Genomic DNA, 21,725 nt, shown 5'->3' on the forward strand with positions numbered 1-21,725 from the left:
AGCATCCCGCAGATCCTAAGGTCAGTATCTTACTTAGGTATTTTTTGTAGAATATGAATGGACTCCTGTACAGGGCACGGCGCATTTATCAACTTTAGCGGCATAACCTCGGAATGGATACGCACTTCCTATCGATAGCTGCCTAGCAACAATAGGGGTTCGTTGAATAGTTTGAAGTACAACTTATACTTTTCGAAAGGGAGCATGGAATGAAGCTGCTTATCATTGCCCCGGAGCAAATTCCTGTACCGCCTCCATTTGGTGGATCCGTTGAGAATTGCATCTATCAAATTGCCAGGCAAGTGTCGAACGAGCATCAGATTACGATCGTCAGTCTGTTACGCAATAAGATGCCTCGCAAATCGGTCATGAACAATACGACCATTCTCCGCGTTTCCGGAGGCTCGAAGCAGGTTTATTTGAAAAATGTGCTGCGTTTGGTAAAGGGGAAGTCGTTCGATATGATCCAAATTGATAACCGCCCCCGATTTGCCGCAGCCGTTCGAAAAGCATTTCCGAATACGCCGATCTCCATCTTCATGCATTCGATGACCTTCGTATCCAGCCCGATGACGACAAGGAAGCTAGCGAACGAGGACTTGAGGAATGTCGATTTAATAATCGGTAACAGCAAGTCGCTTCAATTGTCCTTGAAAAATCGGTTTCCTGCTCACAAAGAAAAAATAAAGTTCGTCCATCTTGGCGTGGATACGGACAGTTTTCGGCCCAGAATGAATTCGGCTTCAAAATCGTTCCACGTTCTTTTTGCAGGCCGGCTTATACCAAGAAAAGGAGTGCCTACACTGCTACAAGCTGTTCGAATAGCTCGTAAATCCGTTCCGTCCATTCGGTTGTCGGTAGCGGGTGGAACAAGGAGCCCAGCTTATAAAGCTTATTTGAAACGGATGGCACGGAATCTGGGTGTGCCCGTACAGTTCAAGGGAAATTTATCTCGCAAGCGAATGCCGGCGTTCTATCGAACAGGTGATTGTTTCGTATGTCCTTCACAAAAGCATGAAGCATTCGGCTTGGTAAACGTAGAAGCGATGGCTAGCGGACTGCCCGTTATTGCTTCAAGGATCGGCGGCATCCCTGAAATCGTCCAACATGGAAGAAATGGCCTACTCGTTGAGGAATTCCGCGAGCCTTCTGCTTTTGCCTACAACATTGCCAAGCTCGCGAAGGATTCGGAGCTGAAAGCCCTCTTATCCAAGCGTGCCAGAGAAGACGTCTTGCATCGATTCAGTTGGAGTATAACTGCAACGAAATTAATGGGAATCTATAAGGCTGCTAGAGCCTAGCAGAGCATGATGCAAGCAAGCATGCACGTCAAAGAACTTTATTTCTCCTCCAAGAAGACCGAGGGAAAATAAAGTTCTTTTGTTGTACACCTTATAAATGGTTATTAATCATTGCCGATGCCTTGATAATAAAATCCGATTCCGCGCATCCACCGAGCATCCATCATATTGCGCCCATCAAAGAAATTAAGCTGGTTGAGAAGCCCCTTCAGGTTTTCCCAATCCAGTTGTCCAAACGCTGCCCATTCCGTGCACAGGATGACCGCATCCGCGTTCTGTATTGCTTCTTCTACCGAGGCACAAACCGTCACCGCCTCATAGGAAGAAGAGTGTGCCGGCAATGTCGCGACAGGATCAAACAACCTTACGTTGGCCTGTTCGAGCAGCAGCTGATGGATCATCCGAAGAGCCGGCGCTTCCCGAATATCGTCCGTATTCGGCTTGAACGCAAGTCCAAGCATCGCAATGTTCTTATTCGCAAAGTCTCCCAAGCGCGACCGGGCCTTGTCGAGCAAGTAAGTAGGCTGAATGCGGTTCACTTCCATGACCTGTTCCAAGATATGAAGCTGCACTGCTTGTGCTCTTGCGGTCATGACCAGCTCCGAGACGTCTTTCGGAAAACAGGAGCCTCCGTACCCAAGACCGGCTTGAAGGAAGCTTGGCCCGATCCGAGGATCGAGTCCCATTCCATCGGCCACCTCATTGACGTTCACTTTGAATTCGTCGCACAGTTTTGCAAGCTCATTCATATACGATATTTTCGTGGCGAGAAAGGCGTTGGACGCGTACTTGATTAACTCCGCAGTTCTTGGGGTCGTTATAATTCTAGGGCACTGAAACGACTGGTAAAGCGTCAGCAGCTGCTCCGATGCCTTAGCGCTATCGGTGCCGATTACGATACGGTCCGGCTGTAAGGCGTCCTCCACAGCCTTGCCTTCCCGGAGAAATTCAGGATTCGAAGCCACATCGAATGGATGAGGCTGCCGCTGCGCTGCTTCAATCCATGCTTTGACCTGCTCTTGCGTGCCGACGGGGACGGTGCTTTTGGTGACGACGAGCTTATAGCCGTTCATCAAGTAGCCAATGTCCTCGGCCACTTGTTGAATATAGCGAAGATCCGCGCTTCCGTCCGGGCGCGAAGGCGTTCCAACGCAAATAAAAATGACATCGTGCCCTGCGATGGCAGTTTCTTTATCCGTTGTAAAGAGCAAACGCCCGCTGTGAACATGTTTGGCTATCAAGTCTTCGAGGCCGGGCTCGTGAAAATGGAGGCGTCCCTGCCTCAGCCGCTCGATTTTATCCGCGTCAACATCTAGTCCGGTGACTTGCCAGCCAGATTCGGCGAATACCATAGCGGTCGTGGCCCCAACGTAACCCGTACCAATGATTAAAATGTTCAAGGTTCATTTACTCCTTCGTCGGTTTGTACACTGGTGATAATCGAATGATCGCCGATAATGACATTTTTCAATAGGAAGGGCAAGTCTTTGGAATATACTCCGTTTAATATAATGCTGTTCTCAATCTGGCAATTTTCCAGTTTGGAGCCTTCGCCAATCGACACATAAGGGCCGATCTGGCAATCCTTCAATACGCAGTCCTTATCGATCGATACCGGCTCCACGATCGTACAGTTCTCCAGCCTGACGGAGCTATGCATCCGATTCATGGACACGTCCGAGCTGAGCAATTTTTGATTAGCCTTCAGCCACCTGTCCATTGTACCGACGTCAATGTTCAACTGATCGGTAACGTGATACGATACGATTTTCTGTTGATCGATCAACCGTTGAATCGCATCCGTGATTTCATATTCTCCCCGTTTGGAAGGCCGGATTTCGTCAATCGCGTTGAATATGTCCTTTGTGAACGCGTAAGCGCCAAGTACCGCCAATTGGGACTTGGGATTCACGGGTTTCTCTTCGATGCCGACGATGCGCTCGTCCTGAATTTCCGCGATGCCGTAATCCTGCGCAACCTCGACTTCGGCAAGTAACAGGGATGCTTGTGCCTCGTTAAGCTCGACATCATTTTTCAATCTGGATAACGAGGCGGAAATCAAATTATCGCCTAGAAGGAGCAGAAACGGTTCGTCCGAAATGTAGGCCTGCGCTTGCTTGACCGCGTGCGCAATTCCTTTCGACTCATGTTGATAGATGTACGAGATCGATATGCCCAGTGCTTGTCCTTCACCAAATTTCTCGCGGATACTCGTTTCTTGGGATGGATGAATGACAATGCCGACTTCATCTATGCCAAGCTCCATTAATTTCACGATCGATAACTGCAGCAGGGGCGTATTTGCAACAGGTACGAGTGTTTTCGGCCGATTGTAGGTAAACGGATATAACCGGCTACCTTTCCCCGCACAGAGAATCAATCCTTTCAACAGCCTCTCTCCCCTCTTCATCTACTACTAGTATTCTATGAAGATAGCTTTCACTTGGTATAGGCCTTAAGCTAAGCGTGTCAATAATACCGTCGAATATAGATAAATGTGCCGTGACCTGCATAGATGTCCGCTCATATCCTACAAAGAATGCCTATGAAGGATAAGGGCCTAAGGAGCTGAGGGACATTTGAGAATTGCTCAAATTTCGACGAATACGATTCCTGTCCCGCCGAAGGATTACGGGGGCACGCAGCGAGACGTTCATTACTTGACAGAAGAACTGGTCAAACGGGGACATGAGGTATTTCTATTCGCCAAGAAGGGCTCGACCTCGAAAGCGACCCAAACGTTTGAATATGAATCCAACGATCCGAAAGAACAGCTTGATTTCATTATTAAAAACCTCCCGCCGGATATTGATATTATTCATGATCACTACGGTATCGTCGCGAAGGCGAATCCGCCGATTCCGACCATTTGCCAATCCCATTCCAAAGGGATTAAGAGCCGCGTTCAGATTCCGGTATATGTCAGCAAATTCATCCTGCGCAAATACGGGAAGAGCAGAGGCTACGCCGTATACAACGGGATCCGTATGGATGATTACACGTTCAGGACCGACAAGCAGAACTACATGCTCTTCCTGGGAAGATTGATCAAGGAGAAGGGTGTTCACCTAGCCATCAAGGTTGCTAAGAAAACGGGCAAGCGGCTCATTATTGCGGGGACACTGAACGACAAGAAGTATTACAACGCCAAAATCAAACCGCATCTGGGCAAAAAAATCCGCTATGTCGGCACTGTCGGCGGTGAACGTAAACGCGAACTGCTCGCTAACGCAAGCTGCGTTCTGTTCACCTCGACTTGGAATGAACCTTTTGGTCTTGTCCTCGTCGAATCGATGGCAAGCGGCACGCCCGTGCTCGGCTTCCGGAAAGGCGGTGTCGCCGAAGTGCTTCGGGGCATGCCGCAGCTGCTGTGCCGTACGACCTCCGGCATGGCGGCGAAGGTCAAGAACCGCAAGCGGCTGCCTACAGCGCGAAAGCTCCGGCGTTATGCCAGAACCCGTTATTCCGACATCATCATGACGGACTCTTTTCTGAAGCTGTATCGAAAGGTACTCGACAACAACCTGTACAAAATCAAAAAAAATACACTATGGAACCGACGCAAAGCCAAGCTTCAACCTAAGCCAAATGGAGAGGACAACTAAGATGATCACCGTGATCGCTTGTACGATGAGATCCTCCTGCATGGATAACATATTCGAGAATTACGACAGGCAGCTCTGGAAGAATAAACAAATGATCATCGTCCTGAACAACGACAAAATGGACATCGAGGCTTATCAAGAGCGGGCAAGTCAATATCCTGAGAACGAAGTCCGTGTATTCCAGCTTCCTCAGAAATACAAACTCGGTAAATGTCTGAACTACGCCATCCAAGCAGCAGAGGACGGCCTTATCGCCAAGTTTGACGATGACGATTATTACGGCCCTAAGTTTCTGAGGGAAGCCGCCCGCGCAATCAAAAGAGGCAAAGCGCCCATCGTCGGTAAAAATGCCGCTTTCCTTTACTTCAAAGGGAAGCATGCGCTGATGGTGTTCCGCCGCGGTGGCGAATGGAAATACACGCGCAGCATCAAAGGAGGCACGCTGGTATTCCGGAAATCGGTCTGGAAACGTGTCCCTTTTCCCGAGTTCAAAAAGGTTGGTACCGATTCCGGCTGGCTAGGGCGCTGCTTCCGCAGAGGTATCCGCATCTATTCCTTGTCCAAGCGGCACTATGTCTGCATTCGACGAGCAAACAACAACAGTCATACACAGAAGAAATCGACGCGCCGCTACATGTCGCAATGCAGGCTTGTTCGCAGAACGAAGTATTTCAGCCGTTATGTAAACTAGTCGTGACCTTTGATCTAGGAGGCACAAATAATGTCTGCGAATACGGATGCAGGCGTAACGATTATTACCTCGACGATTCGAAAAAATCTTATGCGCAATTTGTTCGACAATTACGACCGTCAGGAATGGCCCGTCAAAGAGCTTATTGTGATCATCAATAACAACGGCATTGCCATGCGTCCGTATAAGGAGCTTGCACGGCAATATGACAACGTGCGTGTCTTTCGCGTGAATGGGCGTAACAATCTTGGCGCATGTCTGAATTACGCGGTTGCCCGCGCCCGTTACGACTATATTGCCAAATTCGATGACGATGACTACTATTCGCCCCAATATCTGAATGAATCGATGCTCCTATTTAATAAGAAGAAAGCTGATGTCGTCGGCAAAAGATCCTGTTATTTCTTCTTCCCTCATCGTTCCTTGCTGCTGCTTCGCAAAACAACCGTAAAGCCATACAATCGGTGCAGAAAAATTGCTGGCTCTACCATTATGTTTCGGAAGAGAGTATTCAAAAGCGTTGCCTTCTCGACTAAGGTGGTTGCTGGGTCCGATGTGCGTTTTGTTCTAGGATGCCTGAAGCGAGGCTTCAAAGTATACACGGCCTCATCTTATAATTTCGCCGCATATCGCCGCTCGAATCGACGATCGCATACTTGGCAGGTACCCGAGCGGCGGTTGCTCGCTTCTAAAGGAGCCACCATTATTCGAACGAAAAATTTCAAGCCGTACGTAGATCGGACGCTCGACCGTCTGCCCTTACCGGACGGCATGAAGACGAATGACATGAATGATTCGAGCCAAGGGTAGGGGGAACTCTAATCTAAGGATAGGGTTAGAGTTAAATCAACTTTATGGTAATGCTTAAGCCAAACGGTAGAAATTCCGTTTGGTTTTTTTATTGTTGGATATTGTATGATGGATAATAGAATGACCGCCTTAATAAGGAGATCTTATAGAACATCGGAGGATTACATTTTGTCCTGGAGCAAATTGAAGCAGCAGCTGGAAAGTTTTCTTAGTCCTGCATTAGTTGGGCGGTTTGAATACCGTGCAACCAGCTACCGTTATTTACCTGACAAAGCGGGACTTTGTTATATTGCAGTGGATAAAAAAAATGTACTGAATATGAGTGATGCAACGACGTCAATCAGATGGTACGAGTCGGAGCTGGAGATCAAGAATGATTCATCGATCCAAATTCCTATCCGGAATGAAGAAGTTGAAGCGGTCAGAAAAGATACAAAGGGGCTAGTTCCTGAGGATCGTTTAGTTGTCATTGCAAGAGGTAGAAAAATAGGTGAATATGCGAAAGAACTTATGTCAGCGCAATCCGCATTAAGTAAATCAAACTTTGTAGTTGCAGCGAATAAGTTTCTCTCCCTTTCGATCGAGGAAAGCTTAGAGAGCAATGATATTTTATTAAATATCCTTGCATTGGTCGACCGACGGGTTGGAAAGAAGCGGATTCTGAACATGAGCGATAAGATTAAGTTGAAGCATCCCGCTGTTCAATATTTTTATGAGCTGCGGCTTGGTACGGTATGAACATAAATACATGTATATAAAACGAAACCCAGTGCCTTGAAGGTACTGGGTTTCGTTCATTCAAAGGCATTAAATCCCAACCGCCGTCCGTCCAATCGCGTCCAGGCGTTTCTTCGCTTCCTCGTATACATCGCTCGGAAGCGGGCCCAGCTCCGCGTAGCGGAGATTTTCCGCCAAGTGGACAGGGTTCTTCGTGCCGACGATCGTTGTCGTCATGGAAGGGTGGGACAAGGTGAAGCGCAGCAGGAACCCGGTTCGCTGCTCGCCATGCTCCAGAAGATCGTCCAGCTTCGCTTGCTCCCACGCGTTCCAGCGATCCTCCGAGCCGCGCCCGATGCCGGGCTCGCCTTGGCCGACGCCGCCGCGGACGATGATGCCGGCTCCGGTAGCCGCAGCCTTGGTTACCCAATCCTCGTGCTCGCGTTCCAGCGCGGAGTAGGGCAACTGGAACGTATCGAACGTTCCCCAGTCCACGAACGGAGGAAGGTTCGGAAGGTACGAGGAGACGCCGATGTAACGGACCTTGCCGGTTGCTTGGATTTCCTTCAGCACGTCGACCAGCGCGCCTTCTTCGGCTTGCTGCGGTGTTGGTCCGTGCAGCTGCCAGACGTCGACGTAGTCGGTTTTCAAACGCTGCAAGCTTGTATCGATATTATGAAGCAAATTATCGCGTGTCCAAATGTGGGACGTCTCGTCATGATCGCCGCGGTCGGTAACGCAGCAGCCGCATTTGGTCGCTAGGATGAACTCGTCCCGGCGATGGCTGATGAAGCGGCCTATCAATTCCTCGCTGCGCCCGTAATCGTAGGAGGTGTCGATCAGGTTGATGCCTGAATCGAGCACGGCATTCAAGATACGATCCGCGTCGGTATCCTCGAGCGGTCTACCGCTCCAAACGCGCGGGCCGCGAATTTCCATGGCGCCGTAACTCAGCTTGGTGACTTGCAATCCGGTACGGCCTAATGTCGCTTTGTCCATCGTTGCAGCTCCTTTTTCCACTTTATAGCATCCATGTCTTTTATATCATTGGAATGAAAGACTGGCAACTGTTACCGCCGATTCTGTATAGCCTCAATAGAGGTTTTCTCACAACCGGACATCGCTGGAAGGACCGCTGCTTTCGTTGCGGCGCGCTTCTTCGAGCTCGTGCTCCCATGTCAAATGCCGATAAGGCGCGGCTGCCGCGTCGGTATCGAACCATTCCATGAAATCCTGCCACATGGCCGTCGTCCAGGCTGCGTCGATCTGCGCCGTGGAGTATGTTTGGCTGTTCAGTCTGGCGAAGCCGAATACGTCGCGTACCTGCGATTTCTCCGCATGAGTTGCGGTCAATTCCGCCAAATGGGCGGGGATGAAGATGACGCCTGCCGGCGTGCCGAGCACAACATCGCCAGGGAGGCAGATGGCCCGGCCGATGCGGGCGGGAACGTTCATGCCGACCATTGTGACATCGCCGATAGCAGTAGGGTCGCTGCCGCGATAGTAAACATTAATATTGTCGATCTGCGCAATTTGCTGATTATCCCGAATGCCGCCCCAAATAACGGCGCCGCCGGTTTTGGTTCGAGTGGAAATAGCCGTGGACAGATTGCCGCCTACGTACGTGCCTTGATAGATTTTATCGAACATATCGATGACGACGACGTCCTCTTCCTCCAGCGAATCGATCACCCATTGATTGAAGAAGCCTCTACGATCCTCTTGCTCATGACCGTATTTCAGCAGCGTGTCATGCAAGTCCGGACGTTTAGGCACCATAACTGCCGTAACCGCGCGGCCAACCATCACTTTGTTCGGATGAATGATCTTGAAATCGCCCTCGAATTGATAGTGATAACCTCTCGACCAGAGCGGTCCCCACGCTTCCTCCAGCGTAATTCTGCCTAATCGCTGGAGCACGCTGGACGGCACTTTGGGACGACCATCCGGGAAACGCTCGCCTTGCCACAACGGGGACAGCTGGACTGTATCTTCCGCATGATTAAATTTCATATATGGACACCTCGCATTATATGATTGTAGATCCCGCTTGCCATTTAACTTATCGCTTAGCTCCAAAGCCGGTCATTGGAGTAATAGTCGTTCCATTCGTCAGTAGGTAGCCACAGGCCGGGAATTTGCGGGTGCAGATGCTGGGCGATAACCTCGTCGTTAAGCGCTTCGATGCCAAGGCCCGGCGCATCCGGCACGTGGATGAATCCATTCTGGACGAGCGGCTTCGACAGCTTGCTGACGATCAGATCGTCCCACCATTCCACATCGACGGAATGGTATTCGAGCGCCAAGAAGTTTTCCGTGGCAGCTGCGGCATGGACGGCCGCCATACAGGCGATCGGGCTCTCCGCCATATGGATGGCCATTGCGACGCCGTATTCCTGAGCCATGTCGCCGATTTTTTTCGTTTCCAGAATGCCGCCGGTCGTCAGCACGTCGGGATGGATGACGGATACGCCGCCGGATTCGAGCAGCGGCCTGAAGTTCTCCTTCAGATAGATGTCCTCTCCGGTGCAGATCGGAGTCGTCACGCTGCTTGCCAGCTGGGCATATTGCTTCGTGTACTGCCACGGAACCATATCTTCCATCCAAGCGAGATTGTATTTGTCGATGCGCCGGCCCAGCTTGATGCAATCCTGTAAGCCGATATGGCCAAAATGGTCTACGGCCAGAGGTACCTCATAGCCGATGACCGAACGAACGTCGGCGACGTATTGCTCCAGCATATCGAGGCCTTTCTCGGTAACATGAATGCCCGTAAACGGATGCGCGATGTTATAAATGTCGTAGTGGCGGTTGCGCGCATCCCGCAGCTCATGCTCCGTAAGGTTCGAATGCTTGCGGGAATACCAAGCTTTGGACAACGCTTTCATTTCATCGAGAAAACCAAGCGGGGCACTCAACGTTCCGGGCTCATGAATAATTTGATTGATGCCCAGATCCATCTTGAGAAACGTGAAGCCTTTTTCCATCCTTTTCTGAAGCGCTAAGCCCATTGCTTTCCCCGTATCTTTACCGTCGACGTCGGTGTCGCAATACATGCGGATTCGGTCACGGAACTTGCCGCCCAGCATTTGATAGATCGGCATGCCGTAGGCTTTGCCGGCAATATCCCATAGGGCGATCTCGATGCCGCTCACGCCGCCGCCTTGCCGAGCATGTCCGCCGAATTGCTTGATTCTGCGGAACAGCTTGTCGATATTGCACGGATTCTCGCCGAGCAGCCTGCTCTTGAGCTGAAGGGCGAACTGTTTGTCGGCGCCGTCGCGTACTTCGCCGAAACCAACGATGCCTTGGTTCGTGAACACCTTGATCAAGCTGCAGTGCATCGGAGCACCTGCAATATCGGCAAAACGAATATCGGTAATGCGAAGCTCCGAAGGCTTGGAGTTGGTGTTGACGTAGGCTAGCGTGCTTTCATAGTTTTCTACTTGAGTCACGGGCATTGCTCCTTTGCGGATTATGGGATGGAATGAGTTCTGGCTTGCGGTTATATCAACATGCCGGCACCATCCAGACGGATAGTGGCGCCTGTCATAAACGAGGTTTCGTCTGATGCGATGTAGCAGGCAAGTGCTGCAACATCTGCAGGCAGTCCGACGCGCCCAAGCGGAAATTTCTTGCGGTTAGGCTCCCGGTGCGACGCCTTGAACTTGCCGACGTCGATTGCGCCGGGCGCGATCGTATTGACCGTAATGCCATATCGCGCCAGCTCAAGAGCGCTTTCTCTGCCGAGCATTTTGATGCCGCCTTTCGACATGCAATAGACAGCGTCGAAGTCGGTCGGTCTTTTGCCATGGACAGAGGAAATATTAATAATACGGCCGAAATTCCGCTGCTTCATATAAGGGATCACCGCCTGCGTGCACTGCCAGTACCCCTTAAGATTGATGTTCATGACGCGGTCGTATTGTTCTTCCGTATATTCGAACCACTGGATGTTTAGCTGCAGCGCCGCATTGTTGACCAAAATGTCGATGCCGCCAAGCTCATCCGCGGCCGTCTCTACCATTCGTATGATCTGTCCCTGATCGGCAACGTCAGCTTGCACGATCATGCACTGGCCGCCAAGCTCCTCGATTCGCTGCTGCGTGTCTCGAGCCCCGGCATCGCTGGAATTGTAATGAATGGCAACCTTAACGCCACGACTTGCAAGCTCGATGGCAATACCTTTGCCGATGCCCGTTCCCGCACCGGTGACAAGTGCCGATTTTCCTATCAGGCTGTCGCTCATTGCGTTCGCGTCTCCCCCTCGGCGGGTTTGTTCATGCGATGATCCATATAATGCAGCAGAAAGCCGCCATCCAATCGAATGTCTGATCCGTTGAGATAGCCAGACTCCTCCCCGGCAAGGAAGAAGGCAAGGTTGGCCAAATCGTTGGCCGTTCCAAGCTTCGTGCTGGGAATCTTGTATCGGTAATCGTTATAAAGTCCCGAAATATCGCTTTGAAACGAAACATCCGAGCCCTCGATAGGGCCCATTTCAATTAGATTAACGCGAATGCCGGACCTGCCGAGGAACAATGCCGCCTCATGGGCGAGCATCTTCACCGCGCCTTGCGAGGCGCTGTATGCGAATGACGATCCGGTCGGCTTCTCGTTGTGAACGGAGCTGACGAAGATCACGCTGCCGCTGCCTCTAGCCGCCATCCGTCTGCCGAACGTCTGCGTACAGAAGAAGGCGGACTTGGCATTTCGCTGCATGATTTCGACAAAATCCGTTTCGTCGCAATGCTCTACGTCGGTGGGTTTTATGAGGCAGCAATTGTGAATCAAAACATCGACCGTGCCAAGCTGCTCCTCGGCCTGATCAAGCATAGTCGTTAAGTCGCGGCTGCTGCACAGATCGGCGTGGGTAATGAGTACCTTGGCGCCTGCGACTTTGCAGAACAGGATCACGTCTTCCCATTCGTTGTCGTCTTGCGTACTGTTCAGAATCAAATCCCAACCACCTTGGCCGAATCGTGCGATAAGGCCCTCGCCGGACCAGCTATCGGCATCCGCGATGAAGACTACTTTCCTGGGCAAACCGTGTACACCCCCTCATGAATGATGGATTCCTACGGTCCTGGTTTCTCGTTACATGACCATCTTACCGAGCGATTGAAGCGAAAAGCGATGCCGTAAAATTATGATTTTGTTTGTTTTTTTGCGATTGATGAGGCTGAATGTAAGCGGTTAAATTTTGTCTTGACATTCCTGATCGAAGAGTCTAGCATCGAATTATCGATTATCGATAATCCACAAAAACTTCCAAAACACAAGGTGGTGGGAGCTCGTGTCCATCGAAACAGCAAGTTCAGCTGTAAGTCCAATCTCGCTAAGTGAGCATGTCTATATCACCTTAAAGAGGCAGATTATGAAGGGTGAACTGCTGCCCGGACACCGTATGATCGTTCTGGATATCACCAAACAATTCAGCGTCAGCCAAGCGCCGGTAAGAGAAGCGTTGGAGAGGCTGAAGCAGGAAGGTCTCATCGTCGGCAAAATGAATAAAGGTTCAGCCGTTTCGGAGATTACCGCCCAGGAAATACGAGACATTTACGAGCTCCGGCAACTGGTCGAGGGCAGCGCGCTCCGCGCAACGATGAAGGTGCTGGAGGATAAGGATATTGCTTACCTCGAAGGCGTCATTGCCGGCATGCGGGAAGCGATCGATAAGGAGGACCCTTATCGTCTGGTCGAGCTGGATATGCTCTTTCACGGCTACTTCTATTTGCGGAGCGGCAACGCGCTGTTATATGACATTTGGAACAGCATCAAAACGAAAATTATGCGCTTTATCTCGATCACGAACCAAGATCACCCAGGCTACTCGATTCCTGACTCCCATTCCGAAATATTGGATCTTATCAAATCAGGTGACGTCGATCGTACGGAAGAGAACCTGATAAGGGGATTGGATTTCTATAAAAATTACACCGGAGAATAGCACGGGAGTCGTCATTCGTTATTCATCCTTTCTCAAGAGAGGAGTGCCGATTATGATGCAAGGGGTGGTTCGTGCCCGAACGCTGAACGATCTGCTCCCCGGCAGAAGCTTTGCCGCTGGAGATATGAAGAGGAGCCTAGAAGAGAGCGGGCTTCACGCTTATTACGTTTACCCGGCTCTTGCTCTGTTCAGCGTTAGTACCGCAGAGGTGGATTTATGGTCCCGCAGACATGCAATCGATGAACTGTATGCCGTTATCCGGCGTCATGCGCCCGGCAACACCGCTATTCTTCCAGATGACAAAGGGCATGTCGCCGTCATCTTCTCTTGGGATGACCGTGAATCCATCACGGCGCTGCACAACACTATTTGCAGCCAAGAACATAGCCTCAATCCTCCAATGATCTCGCTTGGCATTAGCAATCCTTATCCTCATTTATCTGATCTGCATCAGGGTTATGAACAAGCCGTCCTCGCGATGAAGCACCGATTTTACCTTGACCATTCACAGCCGATTTACTTTAGCAGCCTGATCGATTACGCAAGTGATGCCGAATATCCCTTATCTATGGAGGATGAACTCCTGCATCTCCTAACCAGCGACTCGATCTCGGAATACGCAGCAACCCGAATAGCAGTAGATCGCTTCTATGAGTCATTAACTCGGAACGGTCCGCTGCCGGTCACTAAAGTCGTCGACGTAACGCTTCAGCTTCTGGTCAGTCTGCAGCTGCGGGTCAAATCCGCACTTGGCCAGCCTCATCTATGCAGCACGCCTGATATTACATCGCTCATGTACCTGCGCACGTTAGAGGAATTGAAAGATGCGGTATGTCAGTCGCTTAAAGGGATAGGAGGGACATCTTACGCCTCCGACTGCCTCGACCACAACGTCATTAAGAAAGCCATTACGTTAATGGAAGAAGAGTATGATCGCGTATCGCTCCATTACGTCGCCGATAAAGTATTCATTACACCCGCCTACCTAAGCTCCTTATTCAAGTCCAAAATGGGCATCACGTTTATCGAGCATCTGACTCGCATACGCATTGCCAATGCCAAGAAGCTGCTCAAGCAAACCCGTCTGAAAAACTATGAGGTCGCCGAACGCGTCGGCTATAACGACTCCCGTTACTTCAGTCAAATATTCAAGAAGATGGTAGGCTTGTCGCCAAGCGGATTCCGTGACGCGAATTAATGAGAGATACACATACGCAATGGGGGTTATTTACGACGATAGAGGAGTGTGTTCCGTTATGAAGCTAGCCGAGTTTTTCACCTCTCATCCGAACCAGCTATGGCATCTTGCGAAGCAGATGGGCGTCGATTACGCCGTTGGTCCGCTGGCGAGAGAAGAGAACGGCATGAGGCCTTGGGACTATATGAATCTGCTCCATATGAAACAGCGCTATGAGAATCATGGGATCGAGCTGCTGGTCATCGAATCGGCGCCGCCGACGAATAAGATCAAGCTGGGCCTGCCGGGCCGCGACGAAGAAATCGAATGGATGGGGCAGCTCATATCGAATATGGGGGCCCTTGGCATTCCCGTCTTATGCTACAATTTCATGGCGCAATTCAACTGGTTCCGCACGTCGACGACGACGCGTACCCGCGGCGGTGCGCTCGTGTCCAGCTACGACCATTCCTTGATGCACAATGCGCCGCTAACGGAAGCGGGTGTTGTGACGGAGGATCAATTGTGGGACAATCTGCAATATTACATGGAGAGAATCGTGCCGATCGCCGAGAAAGCGAAGGTCAAGCTTGCCCTGCATCCCGACGATCCGCCGATAAGCCCGATTCGCGGCGTATCGCGCATTCTGCGTAATGCGGAGGCACTGCAGCGCGCGATCGATCTCGTGCCAAGCGAATACAGCGGGATAACACTATGCCAAGGCACGCTGGCGACCGCAGGCGAGCATATTCCGGATGTTATCCGACATTTCGCGCGTCAGGACAAGCTGTTCTTCGTGCATTTCCGCGACGTTGTCGGAACGCCGGACAAATTCCACGAGACGTTCCATGATGATGGGCAGACTGATATGTATGAGGCGATGAAGGTGTATTATGAGGTCGGATTCGACGGTCCGGCAAGGCCCGACCATGTGCCGACGATGGAAGGCGAAGACAATACGAACCCCGGTTATGAAACGCTAGGACGTCTGTATGGCGTCGGTTATATCAAAGGGTTGATGGAGGCTGCGGCGGCGGAACGGAAGAAGTCGTTTGCCGTGAACCTTGACGGTATAGCCGCTCAATAAGGGAGAATAAGAAGCTATGCAGGCTGCGCTGCATAGCTTTTTTTGTGCATAGAAGAGCCTTTGCAGCGTCGATCAAGAGTGTAAAAAAACAAACCAATTCATAATTCTATCGCATGTACACGTGTAAGCGATTTCAATAAGATTAGCCTTATAAATGCTGTGAGGGGGGATGAACGTGAGATGAATGCTGAAGCCGTTGTGAATAAGCGAGCAGCGACCAAGCTGCGCTTGACGAAGAAGAAGCTCAAAGGCTCAAACGATAATCTGGCAGGCTACATATTCATATCGCCATGGCTGATCGGATTCTTGCTGCTGACGGTATGGCCGATCATCCAATCGTTCTATTTGTCCTTTACGGAGTATTCGCTGCTCGAAGCTCCGACCTGGACCGGAATGGACAACTACACCAACATTTTCACGAACGATACCGATTTTACAACGTCGCTGAAGGTCACCTTTATATTCGTGTTGTTCTCTGTCCCGCTCAAGCTGTTCTTCTCCTTGATGGTCGCGATCATGCTGAACAAAAATGTGAAGGGCATGAACCTGTATCGGACGGCGATCTATTTCCCTTCGCTCATTGGCGGGAGTATTGCCGTATCGGCATTATGGCGCAATATGTTCAACCTGAACGGTTACTTCAATCATGTGCTTGCTTGGTTCGGCATCGAGGGCGTCGGATGGATTACGAATCCGCACACCTCGCTCGGAACGTTGATTTTGCTTAACACCTGGCAGTTCGGTTCTACGATGGTCATCTTCCTGGCGGGTCTGAAGCAGATCCCGGGTGAGCTGTATGAATCGGCTTCGGTCGATGGCGCTACGGGGATACGGAAGTTTTTCCATATCACGCTGCCGATGCTGTCGCCGGTCATGTTCTTCAACTTGGTGCTCGGCATTATCGGTTCCTTTCAAATGTTCACCTCCGCATTCATCATTACGCAGGGCGGACCAATCAATTCAACGTACATGTACGCACTGTTCCTGTATGATAAGGCGTTTAAGCATTACCAGATGGGATACGCATCCGCGCTCGCTTGGATTCTTCTGGTTATCGTCGCGCTCATGACGGCCATTAACTTCCTAGTATCACGCTACTGGGTATTCTATGAGACGGATGGAGGGAAGTCGAAGTGATCAAATCGCTTAAACGAAATCCCGTCACCGGCCATCTGCTGCTAATTGTGTTTTCCCTTCTCATGCTGTATCCGGTCATCTGGTGGATTGGCGCTTCGCTCAAAACGACGGCCGAGATGAGCTCGCCTTCCATCTGGCCGGCCAAGCCGATCTGGGACAATTACACGAAGGGCTGGCAGTTCTCACCAGAGTTCACGTTTGCACGGTTCTTCGGCAATACGCTCATGATGGAGTTCTGGAACGTGCTGGGCGGCGTTCTCACAAGCGCGGTCGTCGCATACGGCTTTGCCCGTCTGAACTTCAAGTTCCGCGGCGTGTTGTTCTCGATTCTATTGCTAACGATGATGCTGCCGGGGCAGGTAACGATCGTTCCGCAATATATTCTCTACAATAAGCTGCACCTCATGGACAGCTACATTCCATTGATTCTTCCGCATTTCTTCGGCGGCGGCGCATTTTTCATCTTCCTTCTTGTCCAGTTCATAAGAGGCATTCCGCGAGAGCTCGATGAAGCGGCGAAGATCGACGGTGCGACCGTATACAGTATTTTCTACCGAATTGTTCTCCCTCTTATCAAGCCTGCTTTGGTGACGGTGGCGATCTTCACGTTCTTATGGAGCTGGGACGATTTCTTCGCGCAAGTGCTGTATTTGAACTCGGTCAGCAAATTTACGGTCAGTCTGGCGCTGCGCATGTACGTGGATCAGTTTGAAATCCAATGGGGCAGGCTGCTCGCGATGTCGCTGCTCTCGGTTGTGCCGTCCACCATTTTGTTCTTCATCGCTCAGAAGCATTTCGTCGAAGGAATAGCAACGACCGGCTTAAAAGGATAGCTCCATGGCAGGTTCCGCCTCACAATACAAGGTAAAGGGGAAAAGAGAATGGAGAACAAGAGGTTGACCAAAGGAATGACGGTATTAACGCTTGCGGCGATGCTGGCATTGACGGCTTGCGGCAGCGGAGAGTCGAAGGATAGCGGCAGCGGCGACGCGGTGAAGCTCAAAATCATGTGGCAAGGACCGGATACGAGACATCAAGCGATGCTGAAAACACAAGAAGTGTATACGAGTCTCAATCCATCGATCACCTTCTCGCCTGAATACATGGCATGGGACGACTATTGGAAGAAGCTGCCGACGCTTGCCGCTTCTCATTCGATGCCGGATGTCCTTCATATGGACGGGGCGTACATTCAAGAATATGCGACGAGAGGGACGCTCGAGGATTTATCGGATATGGATCTCAGCGGCGTCATCGACGCCAAAACGTTAGAAAACTTGAAAATAGACGGCAAGCTGTACGGCATTCCGATCAGCCGTAACGCGCAAGGCATCGCGTTTAATACGGAAGCGCTAGCGTCCGCCGGCATCGAGCTGCCGAAGAAGGACTGGACTTGGGACGAGTTCTTCGATTTTGCGCGAAATGCGCGCACGAAGCTTCCGGACGGCGTCTACCCGATCAGCGACTCGGATACGTGGGACTTCTACCAGTACTATCAAACGTCGAACGGCAAAGGACCGATTATTCAAGAGAATGGCACAAAGTTCAATCTGGACAAAGAGCTGTTCATGAAGTTCTACGGCATCTACGCGGAATTCCGCGAGAAGAAAATCGTTCCTCCTGCGGACATGGTCAGCTCCTTCAAGGAAAACGATCCGCAAGCGGACCCGATGGCAAGCGGCAAAGTCATGACGAGAGGCGCAACGGTTGGTTCGGTAGGCGCGCTTGAGCAGCTAATGCCGGGGAAAGTGGATGTCGTCAACATTCCGGTCGGGCCTGAGGGAGGCGGTTGGGCGCAGCCGACGATCTTCCTGAGCGTCAGCACCGATTCCAAGCATAAGGATGAAGCGAAGGCTTTCATCAAATGGTTCGTCACGGACAAACAAGCCGGCGAAACGTATGGCATGAACTTCGGCATTCCGATCTATGACGAGGTCTACAAGGCGCTAGAGCCTACCTTGCAGCCGAAAGATAAACTGGGCAACAAGTTGTACGATACGGCGAAGGATAAGGCGCTGCCGTTCTACCCGGCTGCGGCTGGATGGACGGAGTGGGTAGACAACTACAAGAAAACGATGGATGCCGTGATGTTCGGTCAGAAATCGATCGAAGACGCTTATAATGAAATATCCAAATCAGGCAACGCGATCGCGGAGAAGCAAAGCAAAAAATAAGAGCTTCGAGGTACATCAAACATGAAAAGCAGCACAATAAGGCGGTTGCGGGGTGATAATCCCTGCACCGCTTTTTGCTTTGTTGAACAGGTTGAACACAATCCAGGTGTCTAGTAGGTTGGTTGTAAGGCTGGTCATTCAATAACATCGACTGGTTGTTGATGCGCCGTCCGCCGCCTAACGGTTGCCATTGAGGCTATTTTGCTATAAAGGGGGTGTTTCGGAGTTTAATGGTTGCTGCAGGGGTTATCAGGACTGATCGGTCTTCATATGCTCTTCATCCAACCCAATAAGCTCCGCAGCAACCATAACAATCCGGGATGCAGCACCTTAAGACAAATAAGCGTTGTCGCATCCGTTAGCGTGCGATTCTAGCTCGCAGTAACTCAACCGGTTGTTCAGAATATAATCCCCTTCCTTACCAACTCCGCAATGGCCTGCGTCCGATTCTGAGCTCCTAGTTTCTTGATGACCGATTTCACGTATTGTTTGATCGTCACTTCGCTGATGCTCATCGTATCGACCATTTCTTTGATGCTATCGCCATTGGCGATTTTGCTCATGACTTCCAGCTCGCGTTTGCTTAGCCCTTGGTGCTTGGCTGGCTTTGCGGTTACTTCCATGCATTTGCCTACTAAATTCCCATACCGCGTCAGTATAGCAAGCATTTCTTCATTGAAGATCGAGCCATCATCAAATTCGTCGCTTAGGATATAGCCGGTAACGACAAGGCCTGTACAGATAGGTATGACGAGAAGGGAATTGGTAGAGGTTGGAGAGGGAATATATTTGCTGCCTAATTCTTTCAGGAAATATCGCTTAGGAATGTATTTCGCCTTTAACTCGACTATTGCGGAATAGATGCCGGGCAGCGACCGTACATCATCGCGGATCGTTCGAATATGGTCTAGTCCATGCTGATCGTAGTAAACGATGCCTTCGGCTATGTGTCCTAATGGCGAATACCTGAATAAGTAGCAGTTTCTGACGGGGAATAGATCCATGAATAGGGTTAGTATGAGTTCCATTTGCTCTTCTGAGGAGGCTGCATCAGCTAGTTTCTGGAGGTTATAATGCATGTCAAAATCAGCAATTGACAACGCTTTCAACTCCCTTGTCGAACAAATAGTTACGGAGGACTCTATGTACAAAATTATAAATTAACTAATTTAGGAATTCAATTCAAAAGCGAAAAGGAAGAAGGAAAGACTTGAAAACCACCTCCTTTTTGGTTTCTTTCATGCATTTGCCTCTTCAAAATGAGGAATACCTTTATTGAGCCAAGGTCTTTACAATTTTAATAGAGCGATACCTTACATGCCATCAAGAAAGGGTGTGAAACGGGGAAGTCGAGAGTTTGCAATAATCTCCTAGACCGTCAATTTGTAAGCGTTCACAACGAATGAAGCGAGATTGATGCCACATAAAACTTGCTAGGAGGAATGCAGCAATGTCAAATCAGAACACATTCGATGCGGTTGTTATCGGTGCTGGATTTGCAGGGATGTATATGCTCCATCGACTTCGCAATGCAGGTTTCTCAACACGCGTGTATGAAAAAGGCGGCGGCGTCGGCGGTGCATGGTATTGGAGCCGTTACCCGGGCGCACGCTGCGATTCGGAAAGTATCTATTATAATTACACGTTCTCAGAAGAGATCTATCAGGAATGGTCATGGTCTTCCCGATACCCGGAGCAGGCGGAGATCTTACGTTATCTCAATTTTGTAGCGGATAAGCTTGATCTGCGCCGGGACATCCAGTTCGATAGCGAAATCGCAGGCGCCGCCTATGATGAGGCGAATAATCATTGGCGAATTGATTTGAAGGATGGAACGAGCGTAACCGCCAAATATTTGATTACAGGAATGGGCTGCATCTCCGTTAATGCTACCAACATCCCGCAAATCAAAGGGTTGGACAGCTTCGAAGGCGCTTGGTATCATACCGGCGCTTGGCCGCATGACAAGGTGGATTTTACAGGGAAACGCGTCGGCGTCATAGGCACGGGTTCAAGCGGCGTGCAGTCGATCCCGGTCATTGCGCAGGAAGCAGAGCACCTCACCGTCTTCCAACGGACGCCGCAATATTCAGTGCCGGCCGGGAATCATCCTTATGATCCGGCCTTCATCCAGCAAGCGAAGGAGAATTTCTCGGATTTAAGACGGCAAATGCATGAATCCATGGGCGGCATTCCGGTAGAGACCAACAATCGTTCAGCGCTGGATGACACCACAGAAGAACGTGAGCGGATATACGAATCAGGTTGGGGCAAAGGCGGATTTTATATGCTCAACGCCTACAATGACCTGATGATAAACGAAGAAGCGAATGAAACGGTATCCGAGTTCATCCGAACGAAAATACGCGATACGGTACAGGATTCCGAAGTAGCTGAGAAGCTGATGCCGACCTACTATTTTGGTACGAAACGCGCCATCATCGACACCCATTATTACGAGACGTTCAATCGGGACAACGTCACGTTGGTTGATGTCAGGAGAACTCCGATTCAAGAGGTAACGGCGAAGGGCATTCGTACCACTGATGGCGGCGAGCATGAGCTGGACATTCTTGTATTTGCCACCGGATATGACGGGATGACGGGCCCGCTATTGAAGCTCGATCTGCGTGGAAAGGGTAATGTGTCGCTGCGAGAGAAATGGGCGGACGGCGCGGATGTGAAAACCTATCTCGGCATAGCGATGGCTGACTTCCCGAATATGTTCATGATCACAGGACCTCAGAGTCCGTCCGTACTCGGCAATGTTCCTGTAGCGATCGAACAGCATGTGGAATGGATCTCGAATTGCATCCAGCATCTTCATGATCATGGCGTCGAGACCATCGAGGCACAGGCCGATGCGCAAGCTCAATGGAGCAGCCATTGCCGGGAGCTCGCTGATCATACCCTCTATTCCAAAGCCGACTCTTGGTATACGGGAGCGAATATTGAGGGCAAGCCGCGCGGTTTCAACATTTACCTCGGTGGCTATGGCCCTTATAACCAGAAGATTACAGATATCGCTGCCAAAGGCTACGAAGGGTTCTCTTTAAAAACGTCTGCGGCCGTTTAGAAT

Annotated in this window: 20 protein-coding genes; 12 read left to right on the forward strand and 8 right to left on the reverse strand. The window is 50.5% G+C overall.

What is annotated here, in order from left to right:
• The first annotated feature begins 209 nt into the window (after window positions 1-209).
• On the forward strand, window positions 210-1,301 hold the full coding sequence (locus DFQ01_RS18185) for a glycosyltransferase family 4 protein (protein WP_110045329.1): 1,092 nt from the start codon (window positions 210-212) through the stop codon (window positions 1,299-1,301).
• Window positions 1,302-1,405: 104 nt separating this feature from the next.
• Here DFQ01_RS18185 and DFQ01_RS18190 read toward each other — a convergent pair whose 3' ends face one another.
• Together DFQ01_RS18190 and DFQ01_RS18195 are read right to left on the reverse strand one after the other, a co-directional pair.
• Window positions 1,406-2,701: a UDP-glucose dehydrogenase family protein gene (locus tag DFQ01_RS18190; protein WP_110045330.1), complete on the reverse strand. Its 1,296-nt coding sequence runs from the start codon at window positions 2,699-2,701 to the stop codon at window positions 1,406-1,408.
• Window positions 2,698-3,690 (reverse strand): sugar phosphate nucleotidyltransferase, encoded by a 993-nt coding sequence (locus tag DFQ01_RS18195; RefSeq protein ID WP_174812628.1) that lies wholly within the window; start codon window positions 3,688-3,690, stop codon window positions 2,698-2,700. Before DFQ01_RS18195 ends, DFQ01_RS18190 begins: the two co-directional genes overlap by 4 nt.
• Window positions 3,691-3,880: 190 nt before the next feature.
• On the opposite strand from DFQ01_RS18195, the gene DFQ01_RS18200 reads away from it, so the two are divergent.
• The 4 genes from DFQ01_RS18200 to DFQ01_RS18215 all read left to right on the forward strand — a co-directional run bounded on the left by DFQ01_RS18200 (window position 3,881) and on the right by DFQ01_RS18215 (window position 7,145).
• A complete protein-coding gene (locus tag DFQ01_RS18200) occupies window positions 3,881-4,906 on the forward strand; it encodes a glycosyltransferase family 4 protein (RefSeq protein ID WP_110045332.1) in 1,026 nt (341 codons plus the stop codon).
• Window positions 4,907-4,946: 40 nt separating this feature from the next.
• Complete coding sequence (locus DFQ01_RS18205; RefSeq protein WP_174812629.1) at window positions 4,947-5,597, forward strand: glycosyltransferase family 2 protein; 651 nt, start codon at window positions 4,947-4,949, stop codon at window positions 5,595-5,597.
• A gap of 30 nt (window positions 5,598-5,627) precedes the next feature.
• The gene (locus DFQ01_RS18210; RefSeq protein WP_110045334.1) at window positions 5,628-6,407 is read left to right on the forward strand and encodes a glycosyltransferase family 2 protein; all 780 of its coding nucleotides are present in this window, start codon (window positions 5,628-5,630) and stop codon (window positions 6,405-6,407) included.
• A gap of 168 nt (window positions 6,408-6,575) precedes the next feature.
• Window positions 6,576-7,145 (forward strand): SF0329 family protein, encoded by a 570-nt coding sequence (locus tag DFQ01_RS18215; RefSeq protein ID WP_110045335.1) that lies wholly within the window; start codon window positions 6,576-6,578, stop codon window positions 7,143-7,145.
• A 69-nt stretch (window positions 7,146-7,214) separates the two neighbouring features.
• Here the strand turns inward: DFQ01_RS18215 and DFQ01_RS18220 are convergent, their stop codons facing one another.
• From DFQ01_RS18220 to DFQ01_RS18240, 5 genes are all read right to left on the reverse strand, one after another.
• Window positions 7,215-8,123 (reverse strand): aldo/keto reductase, encoded by a 909-nt coding sequence (locus DFQ01_RS18220; RefSeq protein WP_110045336.1) that lies wholly within the window; start codon window positions 8,121-8,123, stop codon window positions 7,215-7,217.
• A gap of 108 nt (window positions 8,124-8,231) precedes the next feature.
• A complete protein-coding gene (locus tag DFQ01_RS18225; protein WP_110045337.1) occupies window positions 8,232-9,137 on the reverse strand; it encodes an RraA family protein in 906 nt (301 codons plus the stop codon).
• Between the two features lie 56 nt (window positions 9,138-9,193).
• Window positions 9,194-10,579, reverse strand: a complete 1,386-nt coding sequence (locus DFQ01_RS18230) for a mandelate racemase/muconate lactonizing enzyme family protein (protein WP_245946779.1) — start codon at window positions 10,577-10,579, stop codon at window positions 9,194-9,196.
• 50 nt (window positions 10,580-10,629) lie between these two features.
• Complete coding sequence (locus tag DFQ01_RS18235; RefSeq protein WP_110045339.1) at window positions 10,630-11,373, reverse strand: SDR family NAD(P)-dependent oxidoreductase; 744 nt, start codon at window positions 11,371-11,373, stop codon at window positions 10,630-10,632.
• Window positions 11,370-12,167, reverse strand: coding sequence for an SDR family NAD(P)-dependent oxidoreductase (locus DFQ01_RS18240; protein ID WP_110045340.1), 798 nt, complete (start codon window positions 12,165-12,167; stop codon window positions 11,370-11,372). Before DFQ01_RS18240 ends, DFQ01_RS18235 begins: the two co-directional genes overlap by 4 nt.
• A gap of 250 nt (window positions 12,168-12,417) precedes the next feature.
• Here DFQ01_RS18240 and DFQ01_RS18245 point away from each other — a divergent pair, with 250 nt between their 5' ends.
• From DFQ01_RS18245 to DFQ01_RS18270, 6 genes are all read left to right on the forward strand, one after another.
• On the forward strand, window positions 12,418-13,071 hold the full coding sequence (locus tag DFQ01_RS18245; RefSeq protein WP_110045341.1) for a GntR family transcriptional regulator: 654 nt from the start codon (window positions 12,418-12,420) through the stop codon (window positions 13,069-13,071).
• A 52-nt stretch (window positions 13,072-13,123) separates the two neighbouring features.
• Window positions 13,124-14,269: a helix-turn-helix domain-containing protein gene (locus tag DFQ01_RS18250; protein ID WP_110045342.1), complete on the forward strand. Its 1,146-nt coding sequence runs from the start codon at window positions 13,124-13,126 to the stop codon at window positions 14,267-14,269.
• A 58-nt stretch (window positions 14,270-14,327) separates the two neighbouring features.
• Window positions 14,328-15,335, forward strand: coding sequence for a mannonate dehydratase (locus DFQ01_RS18255; protein WP_110045343.1), 1,008 nt, complete (start codon window positions 14,328-14,330; stop codon window positions 15,333-15,335).
• A 180-nt stretch (window positions 15,336-15,515) separates the two neighbouring features.
• On the forward strand, window positions 15,516-16,472 hold the full coding sequence (locus DFQ01_RS18260) for a carbohydrate ABC transporter permease (RefSeq protein ID WP_110045344.1): 957 nt from the start codon (window positions 15,516-15,518) through the stop codon (window positions 16,470-16,472).
• Window positions 16,472-17,305, forward strand: coding sequence for a carbohydrate ABC transporter permease (locus DFQ01_RS18265; protein WP_110045395.1), 834 nt, complete (start codon window positions 16,472-16,474; stop codon window positions 17,303-17,305). The genes DFQ01_RS18260 and DFQ01_RS18265 overlap by 1 nt, the downstream gene beginning before the upstream one ends.
• A gap of 48 nt (window positions 17,306-17,353) precedes the next feature.
• Entirely contained in the window at window positions 17,354-18,646 is a 1,293-nt protein-coding gene (locus DFQ01_RS18270) for an ABC transporter substrate-binding protein (protein WP_110045345.1), read from the forward strand.
• Between the two features lie 398 nt (window positions 18,647-19,044).
• Here the strand turns inward: DFQ01_RS18270 and DFQ01_RS18275 are convergent, their stop codons facing one another.
• Window positions 19,045-19,746, reverse strand: a complete 702-nt coding sequence (locus DFQ01_RS18275; RefSeq protein ID WP_245946780.1) for a helix-turn-helix domain-containing protein — start codon at window positions 19,744-19,746, stop codon at window positions 19,045-19,047.
• Window positions 19,747-20,096: 350 nt separating this feature from the next.
• Here DFQ01_RS18275 and DFQ01_RS18280 point away from each other — a divergent pair, with 350 nt between their 5' ends.
• Window positions 20,097-21,722: a flavin-containing monooxygenase gene (locus DFQ01_RS18280; protein WP_110045347.1), complete on the forward strand. Its 1,626-nt coding sequence runs from the start codon at window positions 20,097-20,099 to the stop codon at window positions 21,720-21,722.
• Window positions 21,723-21,725: the final 3 nt, after the last annotated feature.

This window comes from Paenibacillus cellulosilyticus (genome assembly GCF_003182255.1).
GTDB lineage: Bacteria > Bacillota > Bacilli > Paenibacillales > Paenibacillaceae > Paenibacillus_T > Paenibacillus_T cellulosilyticus.

Coding starts and splice junctions, on each gene's coding strand:
- DFQ01_RS18260 (WP_110045344.1), top strand. CDS start 15,516: ATGAATGCTGAAGCCGTTGTGAATAAGCGAGCAGCGACCAAGCTGCGC.
- DFQ01_RS18250 (WP_110045342.1), top strand. CDS start 13,124: ATGATGCAAGGGGTGGTTCGTGCCCGAACGCTGAACGATCTGCTCCCC.
- DFQ01_RS18235 (WP_110045339.1), bottom strand. CDS start 11,373: ATGAGCGACAGCCTGATAGGAAAATCGGCACTTGTCACCGGTGCGGGA.
- DFQ01_RS18185 (WP_110045329.1), top strand. CDS start 210: ATGAAGCTGCTTATCATTGCCCCGGAGCAAATTCCTGTACCGCCTCCA.
- DFQ01_RS18280 (WP_110045347.1), top strand. CDS start 20,097: ATGTCAAATCAGAACACATTCGATGCGGTTGTTATCGGTGCTGGATTT.
- DFQ01_RS18255 (WP_110045343.1), top strand. CDS start 14,328: ATGAAGCTAGCCGAGTTTTTCACCTCTCATCCGAACCAGCTATGGCAT.
- DFQ01_RS18270 (WP_110045345.1), top strand. CDS start 17,354: ATGGAGAACAAGAGGTTGACCAAAGGAATGACGGTATTAACGCTTGCG.
- DFQ01_RS18210 (WP_110045334.1), top strand. CDS start 5,628: ATGTCTGCGAATACGGATGCAGGCGTAACGATTATTACCTCGACGATT.
- DFQ01_RS18225 (WP_110045337.1), bottom strand. CDS start 9,137: ATGAAATTTAATCATGCGGAAGATACAGTCCAGCTGTCCCCGTTGTGG.
- DFQ01_RS18205 (WP_174812629.1), top strand. CDS start 4,947: ATGGATAACATATTCGAGAATTACGACAGGCAGCTCTGGAAGAATAAA.
- DFQ01_RS18220 (WP_110045336.1), bottom strand. CDS start 8,123: ATGGACAAAGCGACATTAGGCCGTACCGGATTGCAAGTCACCAAGCTG.